The organism is Bradyrhizobium sp. CFUWI (assembly GCF_056429085.1).
Window position 1 is genome coordinate 39,195 of the sequence record NZ_JBWJZE010000011.1, and the last position, 18,373, is coordinate 57,567.

Consider the following 18,373-nt stretch of genomic DNA (forward strand, 5'->3'; position numbering starts at 1 on the left):
GAGGCTCCTTTGGTAGGTTGCAGCTACAATGCGGGGTCTTGCTTGCGCGGGGCTGATGATTGCGAGCGATACACAACTTGTCGTCGTGCCGTCACTTGTTGCTTCAGGCCGTCATGTCAGGTCGCTTTCGGCTGACAGAACGAGCGGGCCTTGTCTGTCCAGGCACCGAAGCCGCTGGAGACGAGATGCGCGACGATGTGGCAGACATAGCGCTTCTGCGCCGGCTGATTGTTGGGACCGGCATTGTAGCGCGCGACCGCCATGGTCCAGCTGCCCTCGCGCTGCTTCAGCTCTTTCAGGAAACGCGCGGCGTAGTCGACGTTTCTGGCGGGATCGAACATCGTCCGCACCGAAGCGAACTTGTCGCCGTGATAATAATGGTTGATCTGCATGCAGCCGAGATCGATCAGCTTGATCCCCTTGCTCCGCATCGCCTCGAAATTCGCCATCGCGTCGTTCATGTCCTTGGCAAAGACAGTCTGGCCGTCGGCCCCGAGCGCGAAGGGATGCAGCGCGCCGCGCCGCCCGGTCTCGGTGAGGCCGACCGCATAGAGAATGCCGAGCGGAATCCCGTGCTGCTGAGCCGCGCGCGCCATCTCGCGCTCGCAGGGGCGCGCGTTGTCGGTCGCCGCCGCTGCCGCGGCGCCAGCGTTACAGATAAACAGGGCCGCGGCGATTCTGCTGGCCCATTTCCTGGTCATGAGGCGTCTCCTGGTTGGACTGGCGCTCCTGCCGGGCCTGTCTGGCGCCGCCTTCGGACTGCCCCGACGACGTGCCGGCACCGTCGAACGTTCCTTGCGACTGCGACGAGGGCTGTTGCTGGCTGGAGAGCTGCGGCTGCGACTGGCCGGAGCCGCTCTGGAATCCGTCCAGCGAGCCGTGCTGGACCGGCGCGACGTCGGCCACATAGCCCGCCGACTGCATGAGATCGCGGATCTGGTCGCGCTGCTGGTCCAGCATCTGACTGGTGTCCCTGCGCTCGGCCGCGAGATGGACGGACACTTCGGTGCCGACGAGACGAAGGCGCACGGTGACGTTGCCGAGCGCGGGCGGCTCCAGATTGATGGTCAGGATCTTGAGCGGCTGATCCGGCGCATTGGTCTGGGACGCCGCGAGATCGGGCGCTGCGGGCGGCGTCGGAGCAGCGGAGTCCTTCAGCTCGGCGACGACCGCATTGGCGACCTGCTGCGGGGCGTTGAATTGCGCCGGGGGCAGATGGGTCTCCTGCTGGATCACGGTGACCTTGGTCGTCTCGGGCAGTACGTCACGCCCGGCAGTCTTGGCAGCGCGCTCGACATTGGCCGTGACCGCCTCGAAGCCGGATGTCGCGGGCATTGCGCGCGACGGCTCGCTATCCTGTGCAGGCAAGGATTGCGGCGCGGCCGTCGCTTGCGACCCCGCTGCCTGCGAGCGCGTGGCGGTCGGAGCGTCGCCGGACGGGGCGTTATCGGCGGCCACCGCCTTCGCCGTACCTTGAACCTCCCGCTTCGTCGCGGGCGACCGCTCGTCGGGCGCAGGCGCGTTGCTGTCGGGGGATTGCCATTGCATCTGCGGCTTCACGACAGGCGCGGCGGCGATCTCCCGTCCGACCGCCACGGCAATGCCCGACTGGTCCTGAACCTCCGCCTTGGCGGCATGATCGACCGGCTGTCGTTTCTCCGACGGCTCGTCGGCCTTCTTGTCGGAGGAATCCGCTGCGGGCTTTGGTCGCTCTGGCGCCACCATGAGCTCGTGCGCCGTAGCCTTCTTCTCCTTCCCGGTCGGATGAGCCAGGCGCGCGCGCAGGGGCCCTGCCTTCGCGGCCGTGTCGCTGCCGTCGTCATTCAGAGCCTGCTTGGCGAGGTTCGAGACGGTGTGAAGCAGATCGTTGAACGAGGCGCTTGCCTGCGATCTGGCGCCAGCGCTCTTTGCCGCCCGCGATGTCCCGCGCATGTTGAGGCTCTCGGCGAGGCCTGAAAAAAGCTGTCCGGATGTTCCACTGAGCTTGGTCATGGACGGCGGTCCCTGGTGAGGAGTTCGAGTTCGCCCAGCTGCTTCTGCGCGCGCGCGAGCGTCACGGTCGATGACGCCAGATCGAGACGCGCCGGCGTTGCCGGAGGCTTGTCGGCAGCAGTGGCGGCTCCGCCCGGGAACGGCTTGCGAACATCGAGCGCGAGCTGCAGCGTGGCATTCAGAAGCGGGACGTCGCGATCGGGCAGCTTCGACCGGTCGAGGGCCTTCAGCTCGGCGAGACCGCCGTCATATTCGTCGGTGAGCGCGCGCGCGGCGCCGCGGAAGAAATGCGCCCGCTCGCGATCGGCGGAGGCGTCGTCGCTCAGAGTCAGCGCCCGCTCGCCGGCAAGCCGCGTCACGTCCAGCTGCCCGCGCACCATCGCCGCGCGCGCGATCACGAGATAGAGCTTGAGGCGGCTCGCGCGCTCGATCTTCTCCAGCATGGCTGCGATCCGTGCGAAGCGGCGCTCGTCGAGCGCCAGGCTCGATTGCGTCAGGCCGGAGGAGAAGCGCTGCCAGAAATCACCGGCATAGATCGAGTTGCGGTAGTGGCGTAGATAGGCCAGCGTCAGGAACTCGAACTTGTCGAAGTCCTCCGCCTGCCCGACCAGCAGGATCTCGCGCCGCAGCGCCGCCTCCTCCACCAGCGTTCCGGGCAGAAGCAGGCGCGCGTCGTCCAGCCGCTCGATCGCGAATGATGCCTCGGCACGCGCGAACAACGCGCCCTGGACCAGCGCGACCTGTCCGCCCAGGCCCGAGGAGAGCGTCCGCGGCTTGACGTCCTTGAGCAGCTCCCGCGCCTCCTCCTGACGACCCTCGACATAGGCGAGCGCACCATTGAACAGCCGCTCGTCCACGTTCATCTTGTCGCGCGGCAGCTTGCGGACGATTTGCGGCGCGCCGCCGCTGAGCAGGTAGATCACCACGGCCTGGCTGTTCTGCGGATTGGCCCACACGCCAGGATCGGCGGCGAGAAACTTCTCTCCGATCTGGCGGATCAGCGCGACGTGGCTACCATGCGCGGCGGTGTCGCCGTTGGCGATGCCGTCCTGCACCGCCTGCAGTGCGCGGACCAGTTCATAGGGCTCGCCCGGCTGGCGCGCGGGCTGAGCCCGCAGGTTCGCCGCCGTGAACGGCAGGAGCAGCAGAGCGGCGCAAAGGAGCGGCCTGATCAAGGGCGCTTCTCACGGACGAGGATCTCGATCCGGCGATTCTGCGCGGCCGCGGGATCGTTCGGAAGCTTCGGCCGCCGATCGGCGTAACCTTCGACATGCTCGATCCGCTGTGCGTCGACGCCGGAGCGAACCAGCATGTAATAGGCCATCTGGGCGCGGGCGGTCGACAGCCGCCAATTGTCGTAAGTCTCCGAGCGATACGGCCGATTGTCGGTATGGCCGCGGACGATGATCATGCCCTGCCGCTTCGTCAGCAACGGCCCGATCTTGTCGATCACGCGGATGAGCTCGGGCCGCGGCTCGGCCGAGCCGACCGCGAACATGCCGAAGCTCGCATCGTCGGTCAGGCTGATCAGGAGGCCCTCCTCGACCTGACGCACCTCGGCTGCCGGTCCTGCGCCCGCCTTGATGTCCGACAGCGCGTCCGCGATCGCGGACTGAAGCTGCTTGAGGGTCGGCTGCTGGATCTGGGCCGCATCGCGCGGCTCGGTTTCCTTCACCGTCTCGCTCTGACGCGCTTGCGCGGCAGCGTTGGCTTGAACGGTGGTTTGGGCGCTGCCCTCGCGTGGGGATTGCGCCGGCGCGGGCCCCGGGGGCAGCAGGGGCGAGAGGTTTGCGGACGTGGCGTCCGCGCTGGAAGCCGCGCTTCCGCCGGCATCGTTCGCCTTGGCCCGACGTCCGGGCTGCTCGCCCTGATTGGTGGCGGACGCGGAGGCATTCGGCTTGGTCTCGCTCTCGATCATGCGATCCGCGTCTCTGGAGGCTTGCGGCGCCAGCTTCCAATAGCCGGGGTCAAACGGATCGCGGTAGGCGTCGCCGCCCTTGAGGCCATCCTCTTCGGCGGACGTCAGCGCGCCGGCGCGCCGCTGGCCCGAGGCCTGGTTCGCGCTGCTCGCGATCTCGGCGAGCGTCGCGTAGGGATCGCGGAACAGCACCTTCTCTTCATAGAAGGGCGGCTTCTCCGCGGTCGGGGAATCGCCGCGGCGTTCTTCGCTCGGACCGGCCGGCTGACGCTTGCCGTCCTGCCCTTCGAACGACGACGGCTCCTTCTTGGAAAGATCCTTGAGGCCTTTCGGGGCAGGCGCGTTCTCCGCAAGCTTGATCGGGTTGAAATAGCTCGCGACCACCTGCTTCTGGTCCTGGTTGAGCGCGTTGAGCAGCCACATGACCAGGAAGAAAGCCATCATCGCGGTCATGAAGTCCGCATAAGCGATCTTCCATACGCCGCCGTGATGCGCCTCCTCGGCGAAGGCGCTGCGCCGGCGGACGATCACGATCTCATGCTTGACCTCTTCCATGTCGGGTTACCGGCGCGCTGCCTTCAGGCGTTCGTTCCAGACCGAGATCTGCGTCTCGATCACGGTCTGGTCCGCCACGACACGAACCTCGAGCGCCTCGGCCGCCTCATACTCGACGCCGATTCGCCTGGACCCCTCGAGCTGCGTCTTCACGAGGTCGAGCAGCTCGCTTGGGCCGGTGACCTTGAACGCCGGCGCGGACGAGCTGCCCGTGAGCACCGCGATCTGCTCGACCAGCGATCCGATCGCCTTGTCGCGGACCGCGTCAGCGAGGAACGGAAGCAAGATCCGCGCAACCGAGCTTGCGATGTTGGTCTCGATCTCGCGGCAAGCCGCCTCGAAGCCGCTGACGATTGCGACCGCCTGCTGGTCGGACCATTTGGCGCGCTCCTCGCCGAGCCGGATCGCGCTACGGACGCGCTCCTCGGCGAGCCTGGCGTCGCCTTCCGCAACGCCGGCCGCATGGCCGCGCCGATAGGCGTCGTCCAGCAGATTGGCCGGCGGGGCTTCCGCCTTCGGCGCCGGCTGGGACGCAGGCTGCGGCTGAGCCTGAAGCTGCGGCTGAGGTTCGCGCACGGCCTCCTTCGGCCTGGTCAACAGGTCCTGGCTCCTGGGCGGCGGAGGCGGTGGTGATTTGGCCCGGCCGTTCGCGTCGAACTGGGTCAGGAGCTTTCCGATCGCCGCGTTCATGCCGCCTCCTCGCGCCGCATCCAGTCTTTAAGGATCGCGGCCGCCTGCGCCTGATCGAGCCGAACGATCTGCTCCAGCCGCTTCTGCGGCGTACGCTGCATCTTGCCTTCGAGGTCCTCGACGAGGTTGAGCTCGGGATCCTCGGCCAGCGCCAGGGCGGCGGCGGTTTCGAGCTCCGCGGCCTCGGCGGCCTCCACCTGCTCCTGCTCTGCGCGATGGGTCAGAATGCCGTTGACCGCCGGCCGCAATCCGAACCAGACCAGCATCGACGCAACGGCCAGGATCGTCACCGCGTTGATGACGCTGCCGAGCTGCTTGTTGATCATCTCGACGAAGCTGATCGGGGGCACCGGCGCCAGTTCGCGCGAGCCCTCGATGAAGTCGACGGCCGTCACCTGGATCTGGTCGCCGCGCTGTTTGTCCAGCCCGCCGGCCGTCGCCGCGAGCTGGCTGATCTCGGCGAGCTTGCTGTCGACGATGGCCTGGTTGGTCTTGTCGCCGAGATCGGCCACCAGCCGCGCGCGATTGACCAGGACGGCGATGAAGAGCTTCTTCACCGAATAGCCGTCGCTCACCGTCGTCGTGGTCTTGGACGAGACCTCGAAATTGGTGACGTCCTCGCGACGGGTCTTGTCCTCGCTGGAGTTCTTGCCGCCCCCGGCGTTCACCTGCTGATCGGGAAGGTTCTGCTGCACCGTGGTCGGCGTCGAACGATCGGCATTCTGCGACGATTCCTTCTCGCGCACGTTCCGCACCGAACGCTCGGCGCGGCTCTCCGGATCGTAGACGGTCTCGTTGATCTGCTTCTTGTCGGTGGAGAGCTGCGGCGCGACGCTGACTTCGAAATTGTCGAGGCCCAGATACGGCGTCAGCGCCTTGCGGATGTTCTCCTGCACCATGCCGCCGACCGTCTTCTGAAGGCTCGCCATCTTGGTCGGCGCGGCGCTGGCCTCGTCCTCTTCGGCGAGCAGCATCGAGCCGTCGGCATCCAGCACCGTCACCTTGTCGCGGCTCATGCCTGGAATGGCGGCGGCGACGAGATGACGGATCGACTGCGCCGTGCGCGCCTCGATCGCGCCGTCGGTGCGCAGCACGACCGAGGCCGAAGGCGGCTGCTGCGTCGCGCGGAACGAGCCGCGCACCGGCAGCACGATATGCACCCGCGCCGCCTTGACGCCCTTCATCAGCTGCACCGTGCGTGCGATCTCGCCTTCCAGCGCGCGGAGCTTGGTGACCTCCTGCATGAACGAGGTGAGGCCGAGCGAGCCGATCTTGTCGAACAACTCGTAGCCGGAATTGGCGCTGGTCGGCAGCCCCTTCTCGGCCAGCAGCATCCGCGCCTGCATGGTCTGGCTCGGACGCACCGAGAGCGCGTCTCCGGCCGTATTGACGTCGAAGGTGATGTTCTGCTCGCGCAGCGCCGCGCCCATGCGCGTCACGTCCTCGCGGGTAAGGCCGGTATAGAGCGTCTCGAATTCAGGCCGGCTCAGATAGTACGCCCCGCCGACGACGGTGACGAGAACGGCGAAGCCGATCAATCCCAAGGCCATCAGGCGTCGTGGCCCAAGCTCCAGCAGATTGTTGAGCAGTTGCTGTATCTGCGCACGACTGAGCATATGACCTCGTACCAATGCGAACGGAGAGGACACTCCGCTGCCAACCTTGTCTGAAGGTTGCGCGCGGACATGACGGTGTCAGTTCGCAGGCACGGCGTTGCAAATTTGCAAAGCGGGAGGACGGCAATCAGCCGGCGGAACGCGCGAAGCCCCGGGCGCATCATGGTGCGATCGGTTGTGGCGCGCCATATGAGATCTGGGGTCGGGTCGATTGCGGGCACGTCATGTGCCGCCATATTCGCCGGTCAAGGCGGGGACCGTGCTCCCCGAGGGAGCACGGTCGTTTTCGAAAGCGCCGCTTAGCCGCGGAACAGCGACAGGATGCTCTGGCTGTTCTGGTTGGCGATCGAGAGCGCCTGAACGCCGAGCTGCTGCTGGGTCTGCAGCGCCTGGAGCCGGGTCGATTCCGCGTTCATGTCGGCGTCGACGAGCTGGCCGATACCGCGATCCACCGAGTCCATCAGCGACTTCACGAACTCCGAGTTGTTCGAGATGCGGTTCTTGATGGCGCCGAGGTTGGCGGCGGACTGGCTGACCGTGTTGATCGCGGCGGTGACCTGCGCGATGTAGCCGTCGAGCGTGGTCTGGTCGGCCGCCGAGTCAGTCAGCGCACCGATGTTGATGGTGTCGACCGACGCGCTGCCGGTCACCGTGTCCAGGATACCGGCCGTGGTCGAGGTATAGAGCGAGTAGTTGGCAACCGTCACCGTGATGGTGTTGATCGTGGGCGTGCCGCCGACGCGCGAGAACGACGACACCAGGTTGACCGTCGCCGGGGTGGTGGCGTTGGTGCTCAGCCAGTTCACACCGTTGAACGTCGCCGCGTTGGCCACGTTCTTCATGTCCTGCTGGATCTGGGTGATTTCAGCCTGGATCTTGGTGCGGTCGATACCGGCGGTCTTGGCTTCGACCAGCAGCGCCTGGAGCTTGGTCAGGCCGGAATTCTGGTCGCCGATGACCTTGTTGAGCGCGGTGTACTCGGTGTCGACGGTCGCGGCCGACAGACCGAGCGAGTCGGAGACGGCGGAGAGCGCGGCGTTGTCGGCGCGCATCGAGGTCGCGATCGACCAATAGGCCGAGTTGTCCGAAGCGGTCGAAACGCGCTGGCCGGTGGAGATGCGGTTTTCGGTCGTCTGCAGGCTGGCGCTGACATTCCGGAGGGTCTGGAGCGCAGTCATTGCAGCGGAGTTGGTAAGCAGGCTGGAAGCCATCTTTGATGTCCCTTTGAAAGCAGATTGGATTTTGGGACATACCGGGCTTGCACCGGTACGACAGGGCGGCATCATGCCTTTGGGCTGCGGAATTGCGCATGAACCCAACCCGTCGTAGCGGCCAGACTAGCCGGCGAAGCTTGCGCGGGGCTTGTGGCGGCGTGATCTCTCTGCAACAGGGCAGCCGGAATCATGGCGCGGCGTCGCGCCAAACGAAAGGGCCGCGCCTCGTAAGAAGCGCGGCCCCTCCGCAGAGCGTCTGGGACTTAGCGGAACAGCGACAGGATGCTCTGGCTGTTGTTGTTGGCGATCGAGAGCGCCTGAACGCCGAGCTGCTGCTGGACCTGGAGAGCCGCGAGGCGAGTCGACTCCTGGTTCATGTCGGCGTCGACGAGCTGGCCGATACCGCGATCCACCGAGTCCATCAGCGACTTCACGAACTCCGAGTTGTTCGAGATACGGTTCTTGATGGCGCCGAGATTGGCGGCGCCCGAAGCGACCGTACCGATCGCTGCGGTGACCTGCGCGATGTAGCCGTCGAGCGTGGTCTGGTCGGCCGCCGAGTCGGTCAGCGCACCGATGTTGATGGTGTCGACCGACGCGCTGCCGGTCACCGTGTCCAGGATGCCGCTCGTGGTCGAGGTGTAGAGCGAGTAGTTGGCGACGGTCACCGTGATCGAGCTGGTGGTCGGCGTAGCGCCGACGCGCGAGAACGACGACACCAGATTGACGGTCGCCGGGGTGGAAGCGTTCGTGCTCAGCCAGTTGACGCCGTTGAAGGTCGCCGCGCCGGCGACGTTCTTCATGTCCTGCTGGATCTGGGTGATTTCCGACTGGATCTTGCTGCGATCGATACCGGCGGTCTTGGCTTCGACCAGCAGCGCCTGGAGCTTGGTCAGGCCGGAATTGCTGTCGCCGAGCACCTTGTTCAGCGCGGTGTACTCGGTGTCGACGGTGGCGGCCGACAGACCGAGCGAGTCGGAGACGGCGGAGAGCGCGGCGTTGTCGGCGCGCATCGAAGTCGCGATCGACCAGTAGGCGGCGTTGTCCGAGGCGGTCGCCACGCGCTGGCCGGTGGAGATCCGGCTCTGCGTGGTGGAGAGTTGCGAGCTGACAGACCGAAGGGTCTGGAGCGCGGTCATGGCGGACGAGTTCGTGAGCAGGCTTGACATTGCGAATGTCCCTTTATGTACGCGTTACATTTTCATCAGGGGACATACCGGGCTTGCACCGGTACAGAGGGGCGGCATCATGCCTTTGGACTGATGTGGGTGAGGTCCAACCCGCCGTGACGCCTTGCTAGCACGCCGAATCTTGCCGCCGGATTAAGGCCGGCTTGAATTGCGCAGCAATATCATATGGTTAATATTACTTTCCGCTAACCATAACGAGCCGGCCGGCGATCGTCGGCGGTTTATGAGAAGGAGCGCACCAGCCCGGAGGCGAGCAGATTCCAGCCGTCGATCAGCACGAAGAACAGCATCTTGAACGGCAGCGCGAGGATCGTCGGCGGCATCATCATCATGCCCATCGACATGGTCAGCGTCGCCACGATCATGTCGATCACCAGGAACGGCAGGATGATGAGGAATCCGATCTCGAACGAACGCCTCAGCTCGGAGATCATGAAGGCCGGGATGATGACGCGCAGATCGACGCGCTTGTCGTCGAACTTCTTACGGAAGCTCTCCGCGGCGAGCGACTCGAAGGTCTGCAGATCCTTGTCGCGGACATGGGCCAGCATGAACTCGCGGAACGGGTCCGTGATCTTCAGATAGGCCTGCTCTTCCGAGATCTCGTTCTTCATCAGCGGCTGGACGCCGGTCTCCCAGGCCCGGTCGAAGGTCGGCGCCATCACGTAGAAGGTCATGAACAGCGCGAGGCTGATCAGCACCAGATTGGCCGGCGTGGTCTGCAGGCCGAGCCCGGCGCGGAGGAACGACAGTGCCACCGCGAAGCGCGTGAAGCTCGTCACCATGATGAGCAGCCCCGGCGCCACCGACAGCACCGTGATCAGGGCCATCAGCTGGATGATCCGGCCGCTGGTCGAGCCGTTCCCGGGCGGCAGCAGCGAGTTGAGGTCCGGGATCTGGGCGAGCGCCACTTCGGGCAGAACGACCATGATCAGCGCCGGCAGCAGGACTTTCACTCTCACTGGATCACCAACGTCTCAATGATCAATTCGCGGACCTTGCCCGACGAGCGGATGGCGGCGCGCTCGGTCAGGTCGTCGCGCAGATGCTGAAGCCCGCGCGATCCCTCGAATTGCGCCACCGACGCGGACCGCAAGTAGGTGACGATGTCCTCGCTGATATGGGCGGCCAGGATGCCGGCGTCCTCGTCGCTCATGCTCTCGGTCACCATGGAGGCCTCGATGCGGGCCCAATTATTCGCCGGCGCGGCGAGGTTGGTCACGATCGGAGACAATTTCCTGAGCCGTGCGCTGCCGGCGTAGCTCGACGCGACCGGCGGCGGGGTCGCGCTCTTCTTCGCGTCGGCGACGCGCTCGGCGGCCGCAAACAGGTGCAGTCCGGCCAGCGCTCCCGCGCCGATCGCGACCAGGGTCAGCACCACGATGGCCGCAATCAGGCGCATGACGTCCCCTGCCCTGGCGACACGGCCAGACCGGTGCGCACTTCAGAATGGTGCCACGGCGTCATAGATCCGATGTCCCCATCCAGGCTGCTGCACGTCGGACAGATTTCCGCGACCGCCATAGGACACGCGCGCCTCGGCGATCTTGTCGTAGGAGATCGTGTTGGCCCGCGAGATGTCGCGCGGGCGCACGATGCCGCCGACGTTGAGCACGCGCATCTCGGTGTTGACGCGGAACTCCTGCGAGCCGCTGATCATCATATTGCCGTTCGGCAGCACGTCGGTGACGATGGCAGCGATCGAGAGCTTGATGTCCTCGGTGCGGTCGATCTGGCCGTTACCCTTAATCTGGGTGTTGGCGCTGAGGTTGGCGTTGGTCGATCCCTTGTCGCTCCATCCCGCGACGTCCATCAGCCAGTCGAGCCCGAACTTGACCTGCGAATCGCGCGAGCGGCCGGTCTTGTTGTCGAGCTTGGCCTTGTCCTGCATCGAGATGATCACCGTGACCACGTCGCCGGTGCGCCGGGCGCGGGGGTCGCGGTAGAGATCGGTGCCGTCGTCCCAGGTCGAGCGATAGCTGACGGGCGTGCGCATGCGCGGCGTCACCGGGATCGGATCGGCCTGGGTCCTCAGGCCGCTGCCGACCGGCGACATTTGCGGGCCGGTCAGGACCTCGGCTGGATCGTGAAAGCATCCGCCCAGGAGCACCGAGCCCAGGATGAGCGGGAGGATGAGGATCGGCTTCTTCATCTATTTGGTCTTTCCGTCATCAACGCGGCGCATTCCGCCCAGCAGGTCGGCGAGGTGCGCCGCGCGCGCCGTCTCCATCTCGTTGAAGATCGCGCTCGAGCTCCTCGGGCTGAGCTTGGCAAGCACGGCGGCGGCGGTCTCGTCCGCCATGCCGGCGATCTGGGTCGCGGCGGCTTCGGGCTTCATGCGCGAATAGATCTCGACGACGCTCGCTTCGGCCTTCTTCAGGAAGTCGTCGCGCAGCGCCATCCACTTTTCATATTCGGCACGCTTGGCCTCGACCTCGGCGATCCGCTCGCGGAGCAGGCTCTCGGCCTTCTCCAATTCCTTGAGCTGCCAGGCCAGCCTCGCATCGACGGCCGGATCGGCAACGTTGCTGCAGAACAGGGCGACCTCGTTGTCCGCGGACGCCGCGGCCTGCGACGGCGCGGGCTTGGGCGGCGCCGTGACGCTGCCGGGCTTGGCCGGTCGTGCGGGCGCAGCCGGCTCCGAAGCGGGCATCGCGCCGGTGGTTGCGGGCCCCGAATCTTCGGCCGCCCATGCGGTCGCCCGGATTGACGCATTGTCGCCTGGCACCGCCGCGACCGGCTGCGGCTTCTGCGGTCCGGACGCGCGGCCGCGCGCGAAGGAGAGCAGGTTGAGCGGCTTGGAGGGCTTGGCCTCGTCCAGGGCGCGCACGGGCGACGCGCTCGCCAGCATCGATGCCGCGACCAGCAGGAGGAGTGTGGCTTTGTGATCCAGCTTCAGCATCGGGACGCGTGCGATTCTCGCTTTCAGACCCGAGCATTGAGCGACCAAGCTTGCACGACGCTTATGCATCATTGCACGATGACGTCGGCCTGGAGCGCGCCAGCGGTCTTGATCGCCTGGAGGATCGCAATGATGCCGGACGGCTTCAGGCCGATCTGGTTCAGCCCGCGCACCAGGCGCTGCAGGTCGACACCGCTGAGGATCGCCACCTGCGACCCGGCCTCGTTGGCCTCGACCATGGTCTGCGGGACCACCACCGTCTGGCCTCGCGAGAACGGCGCCGGCTGCGACACCACGGGCATCTCGGTGACACGGACCGTGAGATTGCCGTGCGTCACGGCAACGGTCGAGATCCGCACGTCGCGCCCGATCACCACCGTGCCGGTGCGCTCGTTGATCACCACCCGGGCCGGCGTGTCCGGCTCGACCGTCAGTTCGCCGATCTCGGCGAGGAACCGGACCGGGCCGATGTGGCGCGGCTTCGACAGCACGATGGTGCGGTAGTCGCGCTCGAAGGCGATCTGGGCGCGGTAGCGACCGCCGGCGTAGCGGTTGATGGCGTCGAGGATGCGCGTTGCGGTGATGAAGTCGGGGTTCTTCAGCTCCAGCACCAGGAACTCCATCTCGCGGAGACTTCCCTGCACCTCGCGTTCGACCAGCGCACCGTTCGGGATGCGCCCGGCCGTCGGCGTGCCCTGGCTGACATTCTGCGCCTGGCCTCCGACGCTGTAACCGGCGACCGTGATCGCGCCCTGCGCCACCGCGTAGACGGCGCCGTCCGCAGCGCGCAGCGACGTCATGACCAGCGTGCCGCCGAGCAGCGACGTCGCATCGCCGAGCGACGACACGGTGACGTCCATGCGCTCGCCGGGCCCGATCGAGGGCGGCAGGTCCGCAGTCACCATCACGGCCGCGACGTTGCGCGTGCGCAGCGTGGTCGGACGCGGGGGATTGGTGGTGCTCGTGGTCTCGTTCCTGACGTTGATGCCCATGTTCTCGAGCATCGATTGCAGGGACTGCTCCGTGAAGGGCGCGTTGCGAAGCGTGTCGCCGGTGCCGTTGAGGCCGATGACGAGGCCGTAGCCGACGATCTGGTTTTCGCGCAGACCCTTGATGTCCGCGATGTCCTTGATGCGGACGGCGGCATCGGCGCCGGCGGCCGAAAGCAGCAGGACGAGCGCGAGCAGAAGCCTGGTCATGACCCGTCCACGACCTTGACGGTGCCGTCCGGCTGGACGATGCCCCTGATGATCACGCCGGTATCGGTATTGCGCACCGGGATGAGCGCGCCGGCCGCACCCGACTGCATCGCCGAGCCGTAGGTGACAATCGACAGGCCGCTGTCTTCCACCACGACCTTGACCATGGCGCCGCGGGCGACGGTCCAGGGATCTTCCACCGCGTTGCTGGGAATGGGCTGGCCCGGCAACAGCGCGCGCCGCGCCATGCGGCCGACCAGGACCTGGCGCCCCTCGATGAACATGGCGACGCCGAGCAGGCTCGGCGCGAAGGCGCGCTCGGTGATCATGTCGTCCCGGATCAGCTCGCCGGCGCGGATCGCAACCGCCGGCACGGGAAGCCGCTTCTCCTCGGCCACCGCGAGGCGCGCGGGAGCCAGAATCAGCAGCACGACGGCCAACCCGCGCACGATCAGGCCCATCCTGTTCAACATGACTTCGGACCTAGCGCATGCCCTTCGAGACCGTCTGGGCCATTTCATCCGAGGCCTGGATGACCTTGGCATTCATTTCATAGGCGCGCTGCGCCGAGATCAGCTCGGTGATTTCCTTGACCGGATCGACGTTGGAGGCTTCGAGATATTTCTGGTTGATCTTGCCGTAGCCGGCATCACCCGGCAGCCCGACCACCGGCGTGCCCGACGCCGTGGTCTCCTTGTAGAGATTGCTGCCCAGCGGCTCGAGGCCCGCTTCGTTGGCGAAATTGGCAAGGTTGAGCTGGCCGATCTGGCGCGGGTTCACTTCCGCGTCGAGCTTGGCAAACACCTGGCCGGTGGCGTTGACCGTGACCTCGACGGTTCCCTGCGGCACCGTGATCGCCGGATCCAGGAGGTAACCGTCGATCGTAACGAGCTGGCCGTTGGCATTGGTGTTGAACGAACCCGCACGGGTGTATTGCACCTCGTTGTTGGGGCCGAGCACCTGAAACCAGCCGCGGCCGTTGATCGCCATGTCGTACGGATTTCCGGTCTGCGTCAGCGCGCCCTGGATGTGCAGCTTGCGGATCGCCGCCGACTTGACGCCGAGGCCGAGATTGGCGCCTTCCGGAATCGGCGAGGAGCCGTTGACGTTGGCCACGCCCTGCATGCGGTCCATCTGGTAGAACAGATCGGTGAATTCCGCCCGCGCCCGCTTGTACGACGTCGAGTTGATGTTGGCGATGTTGTTCGCGATGACTTCGATGTTGGTCTGTTGGGCGTTCATGCCCGTGGCCGCAATGGCGAGCGATTTCACTTGACCCACTCCTTCAGATCAAATCGACATCCGAACGACTTCCTGATAGGCCTGCACGACCTTGTCGCGAACCGCGACCGCCGTCTGCAGGGCCTGCTCCGCCGACATCAGCGCTTCGACGACGCGGCGCGTCGATTCCTTGCCCTGCATCGCCGAGATCGATGCCGCCTCGCCCGCCTTCAGCGTTCCGATCGCGTCGGTCGTCACCTGCTTCATCACCGATTCGAAGCCGACATCGTCACCGGACTGGATCGCCGTCGTTGCCGCGGGCGCGATCGCCTGCGTCTCGGTCGCGCGGGACGCCGCCTGTCCTGCGGAGACCGCCGTGGATGAAATCGCCTCAAGCATTGTCAGCTCCTCAAGAGGTCAATGGTCATGCCGAGCATCGACCTGACCTGTTTCACGACCTGGAGATTGGCTTCATAGGACCGGTTGACTTCGCGCATGTCGGCCATCTCGATCATCATGTTGACGTTCGGCAGCTTGACGTAGCCGGCCTTGTCGGCCCCGGGATGCCCGGGGTCGTACTCGACGCGGTACGGCGTGGTGTCGACGCCGATCTCCTTGACCTTCGCGAGCTGCGCGCCCGAGGCGCGGTCCATCGCGGCATCGAAGGTGATGGTCTTGCGCTGATAGGGATCGGCCCCGGCCGTCCGCCCCGTCGAGGTCGCGTTGGCGAGATTCTCCGAGACGATGCGCATGCGCGTCGACTGCGCTTCGAGCCCGGAGCTCGCGACCGTCAGCGAGGCGCTCAGTGAGTCCAGCATGTCAGTTCACCTCAGGCCTTTGCGCTCGACAGGACCATGCGGTGGAACGACCGCACGATCGCCGAATTCATCGAATAGTCGCGATTGACGTCGCTGCCCTTGATCATTTCCTGCTCGAGGCTGACGGAATTGCCGGAGTGAACCACTTCCCAGCTGTCCTTCTTCGCGGTCGCGCGCGTGTCGGTCTCGGCTGCGGACAATTGCAGGTGCGACGGCGACGTCGTGGCGAGCCTCACCGGCATGCCGTCGAGCACCTTGTTGAAGGGCTCGACGTCGCGCGCCTTGAAGCCCGGCGTGTTGGCGTTGGCGACGTTGGTTGCGATGGTCGACTGGCGGAGCTCGAGGTGGCGCGCCTGCGACGATGCGAGTTCGAAGAGATAAAGCGGTCCCACGACAGCCCCGTTCTGGTCCATTCGGGAGAAGCCTAGGGCGTTAAGCTTTCGTCAAGCTGTTGGGCCGGACGTCGTCCTCGGAATTCTACTGGACCTTCTCGGTGCGCGGCGGCGTCTGCTTCGACTGAAGGAAGTAGATGATCTCGGCGACGGGTCGGAAGAATTCGGCCGGAATCACCTGATCGACCTGGACCGCTTCGTAGAGCGCGCGCGCCAGCGCCTTGTTCTCGATGACCGGAATCCGGTTCTGCTCGGCGACCGCGCGGATCTTCAGCGCGATCACGTCCATGCCCTTGGCCACCACGAGCGGCGCGGGATTTTCCTCGCGGTTGTAGCGCAGCGCGATCGCGAAGTGGGTCGGGTTTGCGATCACCAGCGTCGCGCGCGCAGCGGAGGCGATCATCCGCTGCCGCGAGCGGTCGCGCGCCAGCGAGCGCAGGCGAGCCTTGATCAGCGGATCGCCCTCGGCCTGCTTGTGCTCGTCCTTGATCTCCTGCTTGGTCATGCGCAGCTCGCGCCGCCAGTGGAAACGCGCCCAGGCGAGATCGATCGCGACCAGGACGATGGTCGCGATGCAGATCGCCGAGACGATCCGCATCGCGATGTTGAGGATCATCTCCGGCAGCGCGACCGGATCGGTATACATGGCCTCGAACGCCTTCGCCTCCGAGGAGCGCAGCACGAAGACGACCACGGAGCTGACCGCGGCCAGCTTGAACAGCGACTTGGCGAACTCGACGAGCCCTCGCGTTCCGAAGATCCGGCTCCAGCCACTGACCGGCGAGATTCGCGACAATTCGGGCTTGATGCGCTCCAGCACGAAGCGCGGCGCATTCTGCAGCAGCTGTGAGGCGAGTCCGAATACCATGAGGATGACGACCAGCGGCACCAGGAAGCGCAGCGCCTGGAGGCCGACCACGGTGAGCAGGTTCTGCGCGTCCGCGCCGGTGGCGAGCGGGAAGCCTTCGGGATCGTCCAGCAGGCTCTTCAGCGTCGGCGTCAATTGCTGCACGCCCTGGCCGATCAGGAACGCCTGGATGACCATCAGCGCGGCCATCGAGGCGAAAATGGAGGCCTCCCGAGAGACCGGGATCTTGCCCTGTTCGAGCGCGTCACGGACTTTCTTCTCGGTCGGTTCTTCTGTCTTGCTGTCCTGATCGGATGTTTCTGCCATGCCCGTTCAGCGGTCAGCGGAAGACCAGCTCATCCTCCTGCTCGGGGTTGAGCTCGATTTCGCCCTTCTCCGCGAGGTCGAGTGCGAGATCGGTGATGACGCGCCGCGCCTCCAGCACGTCGCGCTGGTTCGACGGCTCGCCGATGGCGAGCTCGTGCTCGACGACGCGGCGCACGCGCGACGCGACCGAGGACAGGATCAGTTCGCGGAAATGCTTGTCGGTTCCCTTCAGTGCGACGACGATGCGATCGGTCGGCACCTGGTCGAAGATCATGGTGCGCGCCTTCGGCGTCAGGTTGGTCACGTCGTCGAAGGTGAACAGCAGCTCCTTCAGGACCTCGGCCGACTTCGGCCGTTTTTCCGACAGGCTCTTCAGCATGTCCTCGATGTGGCCGCGCTCCATCTTGTTGATGATGTCGGCGACGCGGGCGTAGGTGTCGGCGCCGAGGTTGCGGGCGAAGTTCAGCGTCAGGTCCTCGTGCAGCGTCTTCTCGAGCACCCTCATGGCGTCGTCGACGATCGGCTTGAGGCTCAGCACGCGCCGCATCAATTCGTTGCGCAGGCTCGAGGGCAGCTGGCTCATGACCTTGGCGGCACAGGCCGGCTTGACCTTGGACAGGATCAGCGCCGCGGTCTGCGGATGCTCCTTGGACAGGTAGCTCGCGAGCGAGTTTTCAGACACCGACGAGACGCGGTCCCACACCGACCGGCTCGAATTGCCGAGCAGGTCGGACATGATCTGCGAGACCTGATCGGCCGGAAGCACGTCACCGAGCACGGCCTCGAGACCGCCGAGCGTGCCGAGGATGTTGGCGCCCATCGAGAACTGCTGGGCGAACTCCTCGACGATCCCCTCGAGCTCCTGCGCCGTGATCGGCCGCAGCTCTGCCGCGGCCTTGGTGACGATGCGGATCTCCTGCGGCTCGAACTGCTGAAGCACGCTCGCGGCCGCCTGCCGGCCCATCGCCAGGAGGAGCGCCGCGACCTTTTCCGTTCCGCCCAGCGTGGCAACGCCTCGCTGCTTGATGGGGGCGATGCCGACCTGTGCCGCCATGGTCAGCTATCACCCTGCCCCAGTGGTCCGACAATCTCCGTGAGCGAGACGCCGAAGCGGGAATTGTCCTCTTCGACGACGACGACCTCGCCGCGGGCGACGATGCGGCCGTTGACGACGACGTCGACCGGCTCGCCGACCCGGTGGTCGAGCGGAACGACCGCGCCGCGGCCGAGCTTCATCAGGTTCGCCACCGGAATGGTCGCCGATCCCAGCACCACCTGCATGGTGACCGGAATGCGCAGGATGGCATCGACATTGGCGAACTTGCCGCTCTCCTCCGCCGTGCGCGCGGCGATCTCCGCCAGCCGCTCCAGCGGGGTCGTGTCGACATGCCCCTCCTCGGAGGCAGGTGCTCGCGTGGCAGAGTCATAGTCGAAGGATTGCGCCATGGTATCGCCTCTTGGTATTTCCGCTCTCGGAGCGCCTCGGCGTTCC

Annotated in this window: 21 protein-coding genes; all 21 read right to left on the reverse strand. The window is 65.9% G+C overall.

The annotated features are described in order from the left end of the window. Window positions 1–116 precede the first annotated feature (116 nt). The 21 genes from AC066S_RS23575 to fliN all read right to left on the reverse strand — a co-directional run bounded on the left by AC066S_RS23575 (window position 117) and on the right by fliN (window position 18,327). The gene (locus tag AC066S_RS23575; RefSeq protein ID WP_478270718.1) at window positions 117–701 is read right to left on the reverse strand and encodes a transglycosylase SLT domain-containing protein; all 585 of its coding nucleotides are present in this window, start codon (window positions 699–701) and stop codon (window positions 117–119) included. Beyond that, window positions 652–1,992, reverse strand: coding sequence for a flagellar hook-length control protein FliK (fliK, locus tag AC066S_RS23580; RefSeq protein WP_478270719.1), 1,341 nt, complete (start codon window positions 1,990–1,992; stop codon window positions 652–654). The genes AC066S_RS23575 and fliK overlap by 50 nt, the downstream gene beginning before the upstream one ends. Further along, window positions 1,989–3,167: a chemotaxis protein gene (locus AC066S_RS23585; protein ID WP_478270720.1), complete on the reverse strand. Its 1,179-nt coding sequence runs from the start codon at window positions 3,165–3,167 to the stop codon at window positions 1,989–1,991. The genes fliK and AC066S_RS23585 overlap by 4 nt, the downstream gene beginning before the upstream one ends. Next, window positions 3,164–4,465 (reverse strand): MotB family protein, encoded by a 1,302-nt coding sequence (locus AC066S_RS23590; RefSeq protein WP_478270721.1) that lies wholly within the window; start codon window positions 4,463–4,465, stop codon window positions 3,164–3,166. Before AC066S_RS23590 ends, AC066S_RS23585 begins: the two co-directional genes overlap by 4 nt. Before the next feature lie 6 nt (window positions 4,466–4,471). Continuing rightward, window positions 4,472–5,155 (reverse strand): hypothetical protein, encoded by a 684-nt coding sequence (locus AC066S_RS23595; protein WP_478270722.1) that lies wholly within the window; start codon window positions 5,153–5,155, stop codon window positions 4,472–4,474. Beyond that, window positions 5,152–6,771 (reverse strand): flagellar basal-body MS-ring/collar protein FliF, encoded by a 1,620-nt coding sequence (gene fliF, locus AC066S_RS23600; RefSeq protein ID WP_478270723.1) that lies wholly within the window; start codon window positions 6,769–6,771, stop codon window positions 5,152–5,154. Before fliF ends, AC066S_RS23595 begins: the two co-directional genes overlap by 4 nt. A gap of 299 nt (window positions 6,772–7,070) precedes the next feature. Next, window positions 7,071–7,982, reverse strand: a complete 912-nt coding sequence (locus tag AC066S_RS23605; RefSeq protein WP_135162612.1) for a flagellin N-terminal helical domain-containing protein — start codon at window positions 7,980–7,982, stop codon at window positions 7,071–7,073. 266 nt (window positions 7,983–8,248) lie between these two features. Then, window positions 8,249–9,154: a flagellin N-terminal helical domain-containing protein gene (locus AC066S_RS23610; RefSeq protein WP_478270724.1), complete on the reverse strand. Its 906-nt coding sequence runs from the start codon at window positions 9,152–9,154 to the stop codon at window positions 8,249–8,251. A gap of 242 nt (window positions 9,155–9,396) precedes the next feature. Next, window positions 9,397–10,137 (reverse strand): flagellar type III secretion system pore protein FliP, encoded by a 741-nt coding sequence (fliP, locus tag AC066S_RS23615; protein WP_135168732.1) that lies wholly within the window; start codon window positions 10,135–10,137, stop codon window positions 9,397–9,399. After that, window positions 10,134–10,577 carry a flagellar basal body-associated FliL family protein gene (locus tag AC066S_RS23620; RefSeq protein ID WP_135162610.1) on the reverse strand — a complete coding sequence of 148 codons (444 nt, stop codon included), beginning with the start codon at window positions 10,575–10,577 and terminating at the stop codon, window positions 10,134–10,136. Before AC066S_RS23620 ends, fliP begins: the two co-directional genes overlap by 4 nt. Before the next feature lie 42 nt (window positions 10,578–10,619). Continuing rightward, the gene (flgH, locus tag AC066S_RS23625) at window positions 10,620–11,327 is read right to left on the reverse strand and encodes a flagellar basal body L-ring protein FlgH (protein WP_135162609.1); all 708 of its coding nucleotides are present in this window, start codon (window positions 11,325–11,327) and stop codon (window positions 10,620–10,622) included. Continuing rightward, window positions 11,328–12,077, reverse strand: coding sequence for a MotE family protein (locus AC066S_RS23630; protein WP_478270725.1), 750 nt, complete (start codon window positions 12,075–12,077; stop codon window positions 11,328–11,330). It abuts the gene before it with no gap. Window positions 12,078–12,145: 68 nt separating this feature from the next. Beyond that, a complete protein-coding gene (gene flgI / locus AC066S_RS23635) occupies window positions 12,146–13,276 on the reverse strand; it encodes a flagellar basal body P-ring protein FlgI (RefSeq protein WP_126255031.1) in 1,131 nt (376 codons plus the stop codon). Next, window positions 13,273–13,749, reverse strand: coding sequence for a flagellar basal body P-ring formation chaperone FlgA (gene flgA / locus AC066S_RS23640; RefSeq protein WP_478270726.1), 477 nt, complete (start codon window positions 13,747–13,749; stop codon window positions 13,273–13,275). The genes flgI and flgA overlap by 4 nt, the downstream gene beginning before the upstream one ends. 10 nt (window positions 13,750–13,759) lie before the next feature. After that, window positions 13,760–14,548, reverse strand: a complete 789-nt coding sequence (gene flgG, locus AC066S_RS23645; RefSeq protein WP_478270727.1) for a flagellar basal-body rod protein FlgG — start codon at window positions 14,546–14,548, stop codon at window positions 13,760–13,762. 18 nt (window positions 14,549–14,566) lie between these two features. Then, on the reverse strand, window positions 14,567–14,896 hold the full coding sequence (gene fliE, locus AC066S_RS23650) for a flagellar hook-basal body complex protein FliE (RefSeq protein ID WP_126255028.1): 330 nt from the start codon (window positions 14,894–14,896) through the stop codon (window positions 14,567–14,569). Between the two features lie 2 nt (window positions 14,897–14,898). Then, window positions 14,899–15,315 carry a flagellar basal body rod protein FlgC gene (gene flgC, locus AC066S_RS23655; protein ID WP_126255027.1) on the reverse strand — a complete coding sequence of 139 codons (417 nt, stop codon included), beginning with the start codon at window positions 15,313–15,315 and terminating at the stop codon, window positions 14,899–14,901. 11 nt (window positions 15,316–15,326) lie between these two features. Continuing rightward, window positions 15,327–15,728: a flagellar basal body rod protein FlgB gene (flgB, locus tag AC066S_RS23660; protein WP_126255026.1), complete on the reverse strand. Its 402-nt coding sequence runs from the start codon at window positions 15,726–15,728 to the stop codon at window positions 15,327–15,329. A gap of 64 nt (window positions 15,729–15,792) precedes the next feature. Then, complete coding sequence (flhB, locus tag AC066S_RS23665) at window positions 15,793–16,881, reverse strand: flagellar biosynthesis protein FlhB (RefSeq protein WP_126255025.1); 1,089 nt, start codon at window positions 16,879–16,881, stop codon at window positions 15,793–15,795. A 13-nt stretch (window positions 16,882–16,894) separates the two neighbouring features. Beyond that, window positions 16,895–17,935 (reverse strand): flagellar motor switch protein FliG, encoded by a 1,041-nt coding sequence (locus tag AC066S_RS23670; RefSeq protein WP_126255024.1) that lies wholly within the window; start codon window positions 17,933–17,935, stop codon window positions 16,895–16,897. A gap of 2 nt (window positions 17,936–17,937) precedes the next feature. After that, window positions 17,938–18,327, reverse strand: coding sequence for a flagellar motor switch protein FliN (fliN, locus tag AC066S_RS23675; protein WP_478270728.1), 390 nt, complete (start codon window positions 18,325–18,327; stop codon window positions 17,938–17,940). Between the last annotated feature and the right edge of the window lie 46 nt (window positions 18,328–18,373).

Coding starts and splice junctions, on each gene's coding strand:
- AC066S_RS23575 (WP_478270718.1), bottom strand. CDS start 701: ATGACCAGGAAATGGGCCAGCAGAATCGCCGCGGCCCTGTTTATCTGT.
- fliK (WP_478270719.1), bottom strand. CDS start 1,992: ATGACCAAGCTCAGTGGAACATCCGGACAGCTTTTTTCAGGCCTCGCC.
- AC066S_RS23590 (WP_478270721.1), bottom strand. CDS start 4,465: ATGGAAGAGGTCAAGCATGAGATCGTGATCGTCCGCCGGCGCAGCGCC.
- AC066S_RS23595 (WP_478270722.1), bottom strand. CDS start 5,155: ATGAACGCGGCGATCGGAAAGCTCCTGACCCAGTTCGACGCGAACGGC.
- fliF (WP_478270723.1), bottom strand. CDS start 6,771: ATGCTCAGTCGTGCGCAGATACAGCAACTGCTCAACAATCTGCTGGAG.
- AC066S_RS23605 (WP_135162612.1), bottom strand. CDS start 7,982: ATGGCTTCCAGCCTGCTTACCAACTCCGCTGCAATGACTGCGCTCCAG.
- AC066S_RS23610 (WP_478270724.1), bottom strand. CDS start 9,154: ATGTCAAGCCTGCTCACGAACTCGTCCGCCATGACCGCGCTCCAGACC.
- AC066S_RS23620 (WP_135162610.1), bottom strand. CDS start 10,577: ATGCGCCTGATTGCGGCCATCGTGGTGCTGACCCTGGTCGCGATCGGC.
- flgH (WP_135162609.1), bottom strand. CDS start 11,327: ATGAAGAAGCCGATCCTCATCCTCCCGCTCATCCTGGGCTCGGTGCTC.
- AC066S_RS23630 (WP_478270725.1), bottom strand. CDS start 12,077: ATGCTGAAGCTGGATCACAAAGCCACACTCCTCCTGCTGGTCGCGGCA.
- flgI (WP_126255031.1), bottom strand. CDS start 13,276: ATGACCAGGCTTCTGCTCGCGCTCGTCCTGCTGCTTTCGGCCGCCGGC.
- flgA (WP_478270726.1), bottom strand. CDS start 13,749: ATGTTGAACAGGATGGGCCTGATCGTGCGCGGGTTGGCCGTCGTGCTG.
- fliE (WP_126255028.1), bottom strand. CDS start 14,896: ATGCTTGAGGCGATTTCATCCACGGCGGTCTCCGCAGGACAGGCGGCG.
- flgC (WP_126255027.1), bottom strand. CDS start 15,315: ATGCTGGACTCACTGAGCGCCTCGCTGACGGTCGCGAGCTCCGGGCTC.
- flgB (WP_126255026.1), bottom strand. CDS start 15,728: ATGGACCAGAACGGGGCTGTCGTGGGACCGCTTTATCTCTTCGAACTC.
- flhB (WP_126255025.1), bottom strand. CDS start 16,881: ATGGCAGAAACATCCGATCAGGACAGCAAGACAGAAGAACCGACCGAG.
- AC066S_RS23670 (WP_126255024.1), bottom strand. CDS start 17,935: ATGGCGGCACAGGTCGGCATCGCCCCCATCAAGCAGCGAGGCGTTGCC.
- fliN (WP_478270728.1), bottom strand. CDS start 18,327: ATGGCGCAATCCTTCGACTATGACTCTGCCACGCGAGCACCTGCCTCC.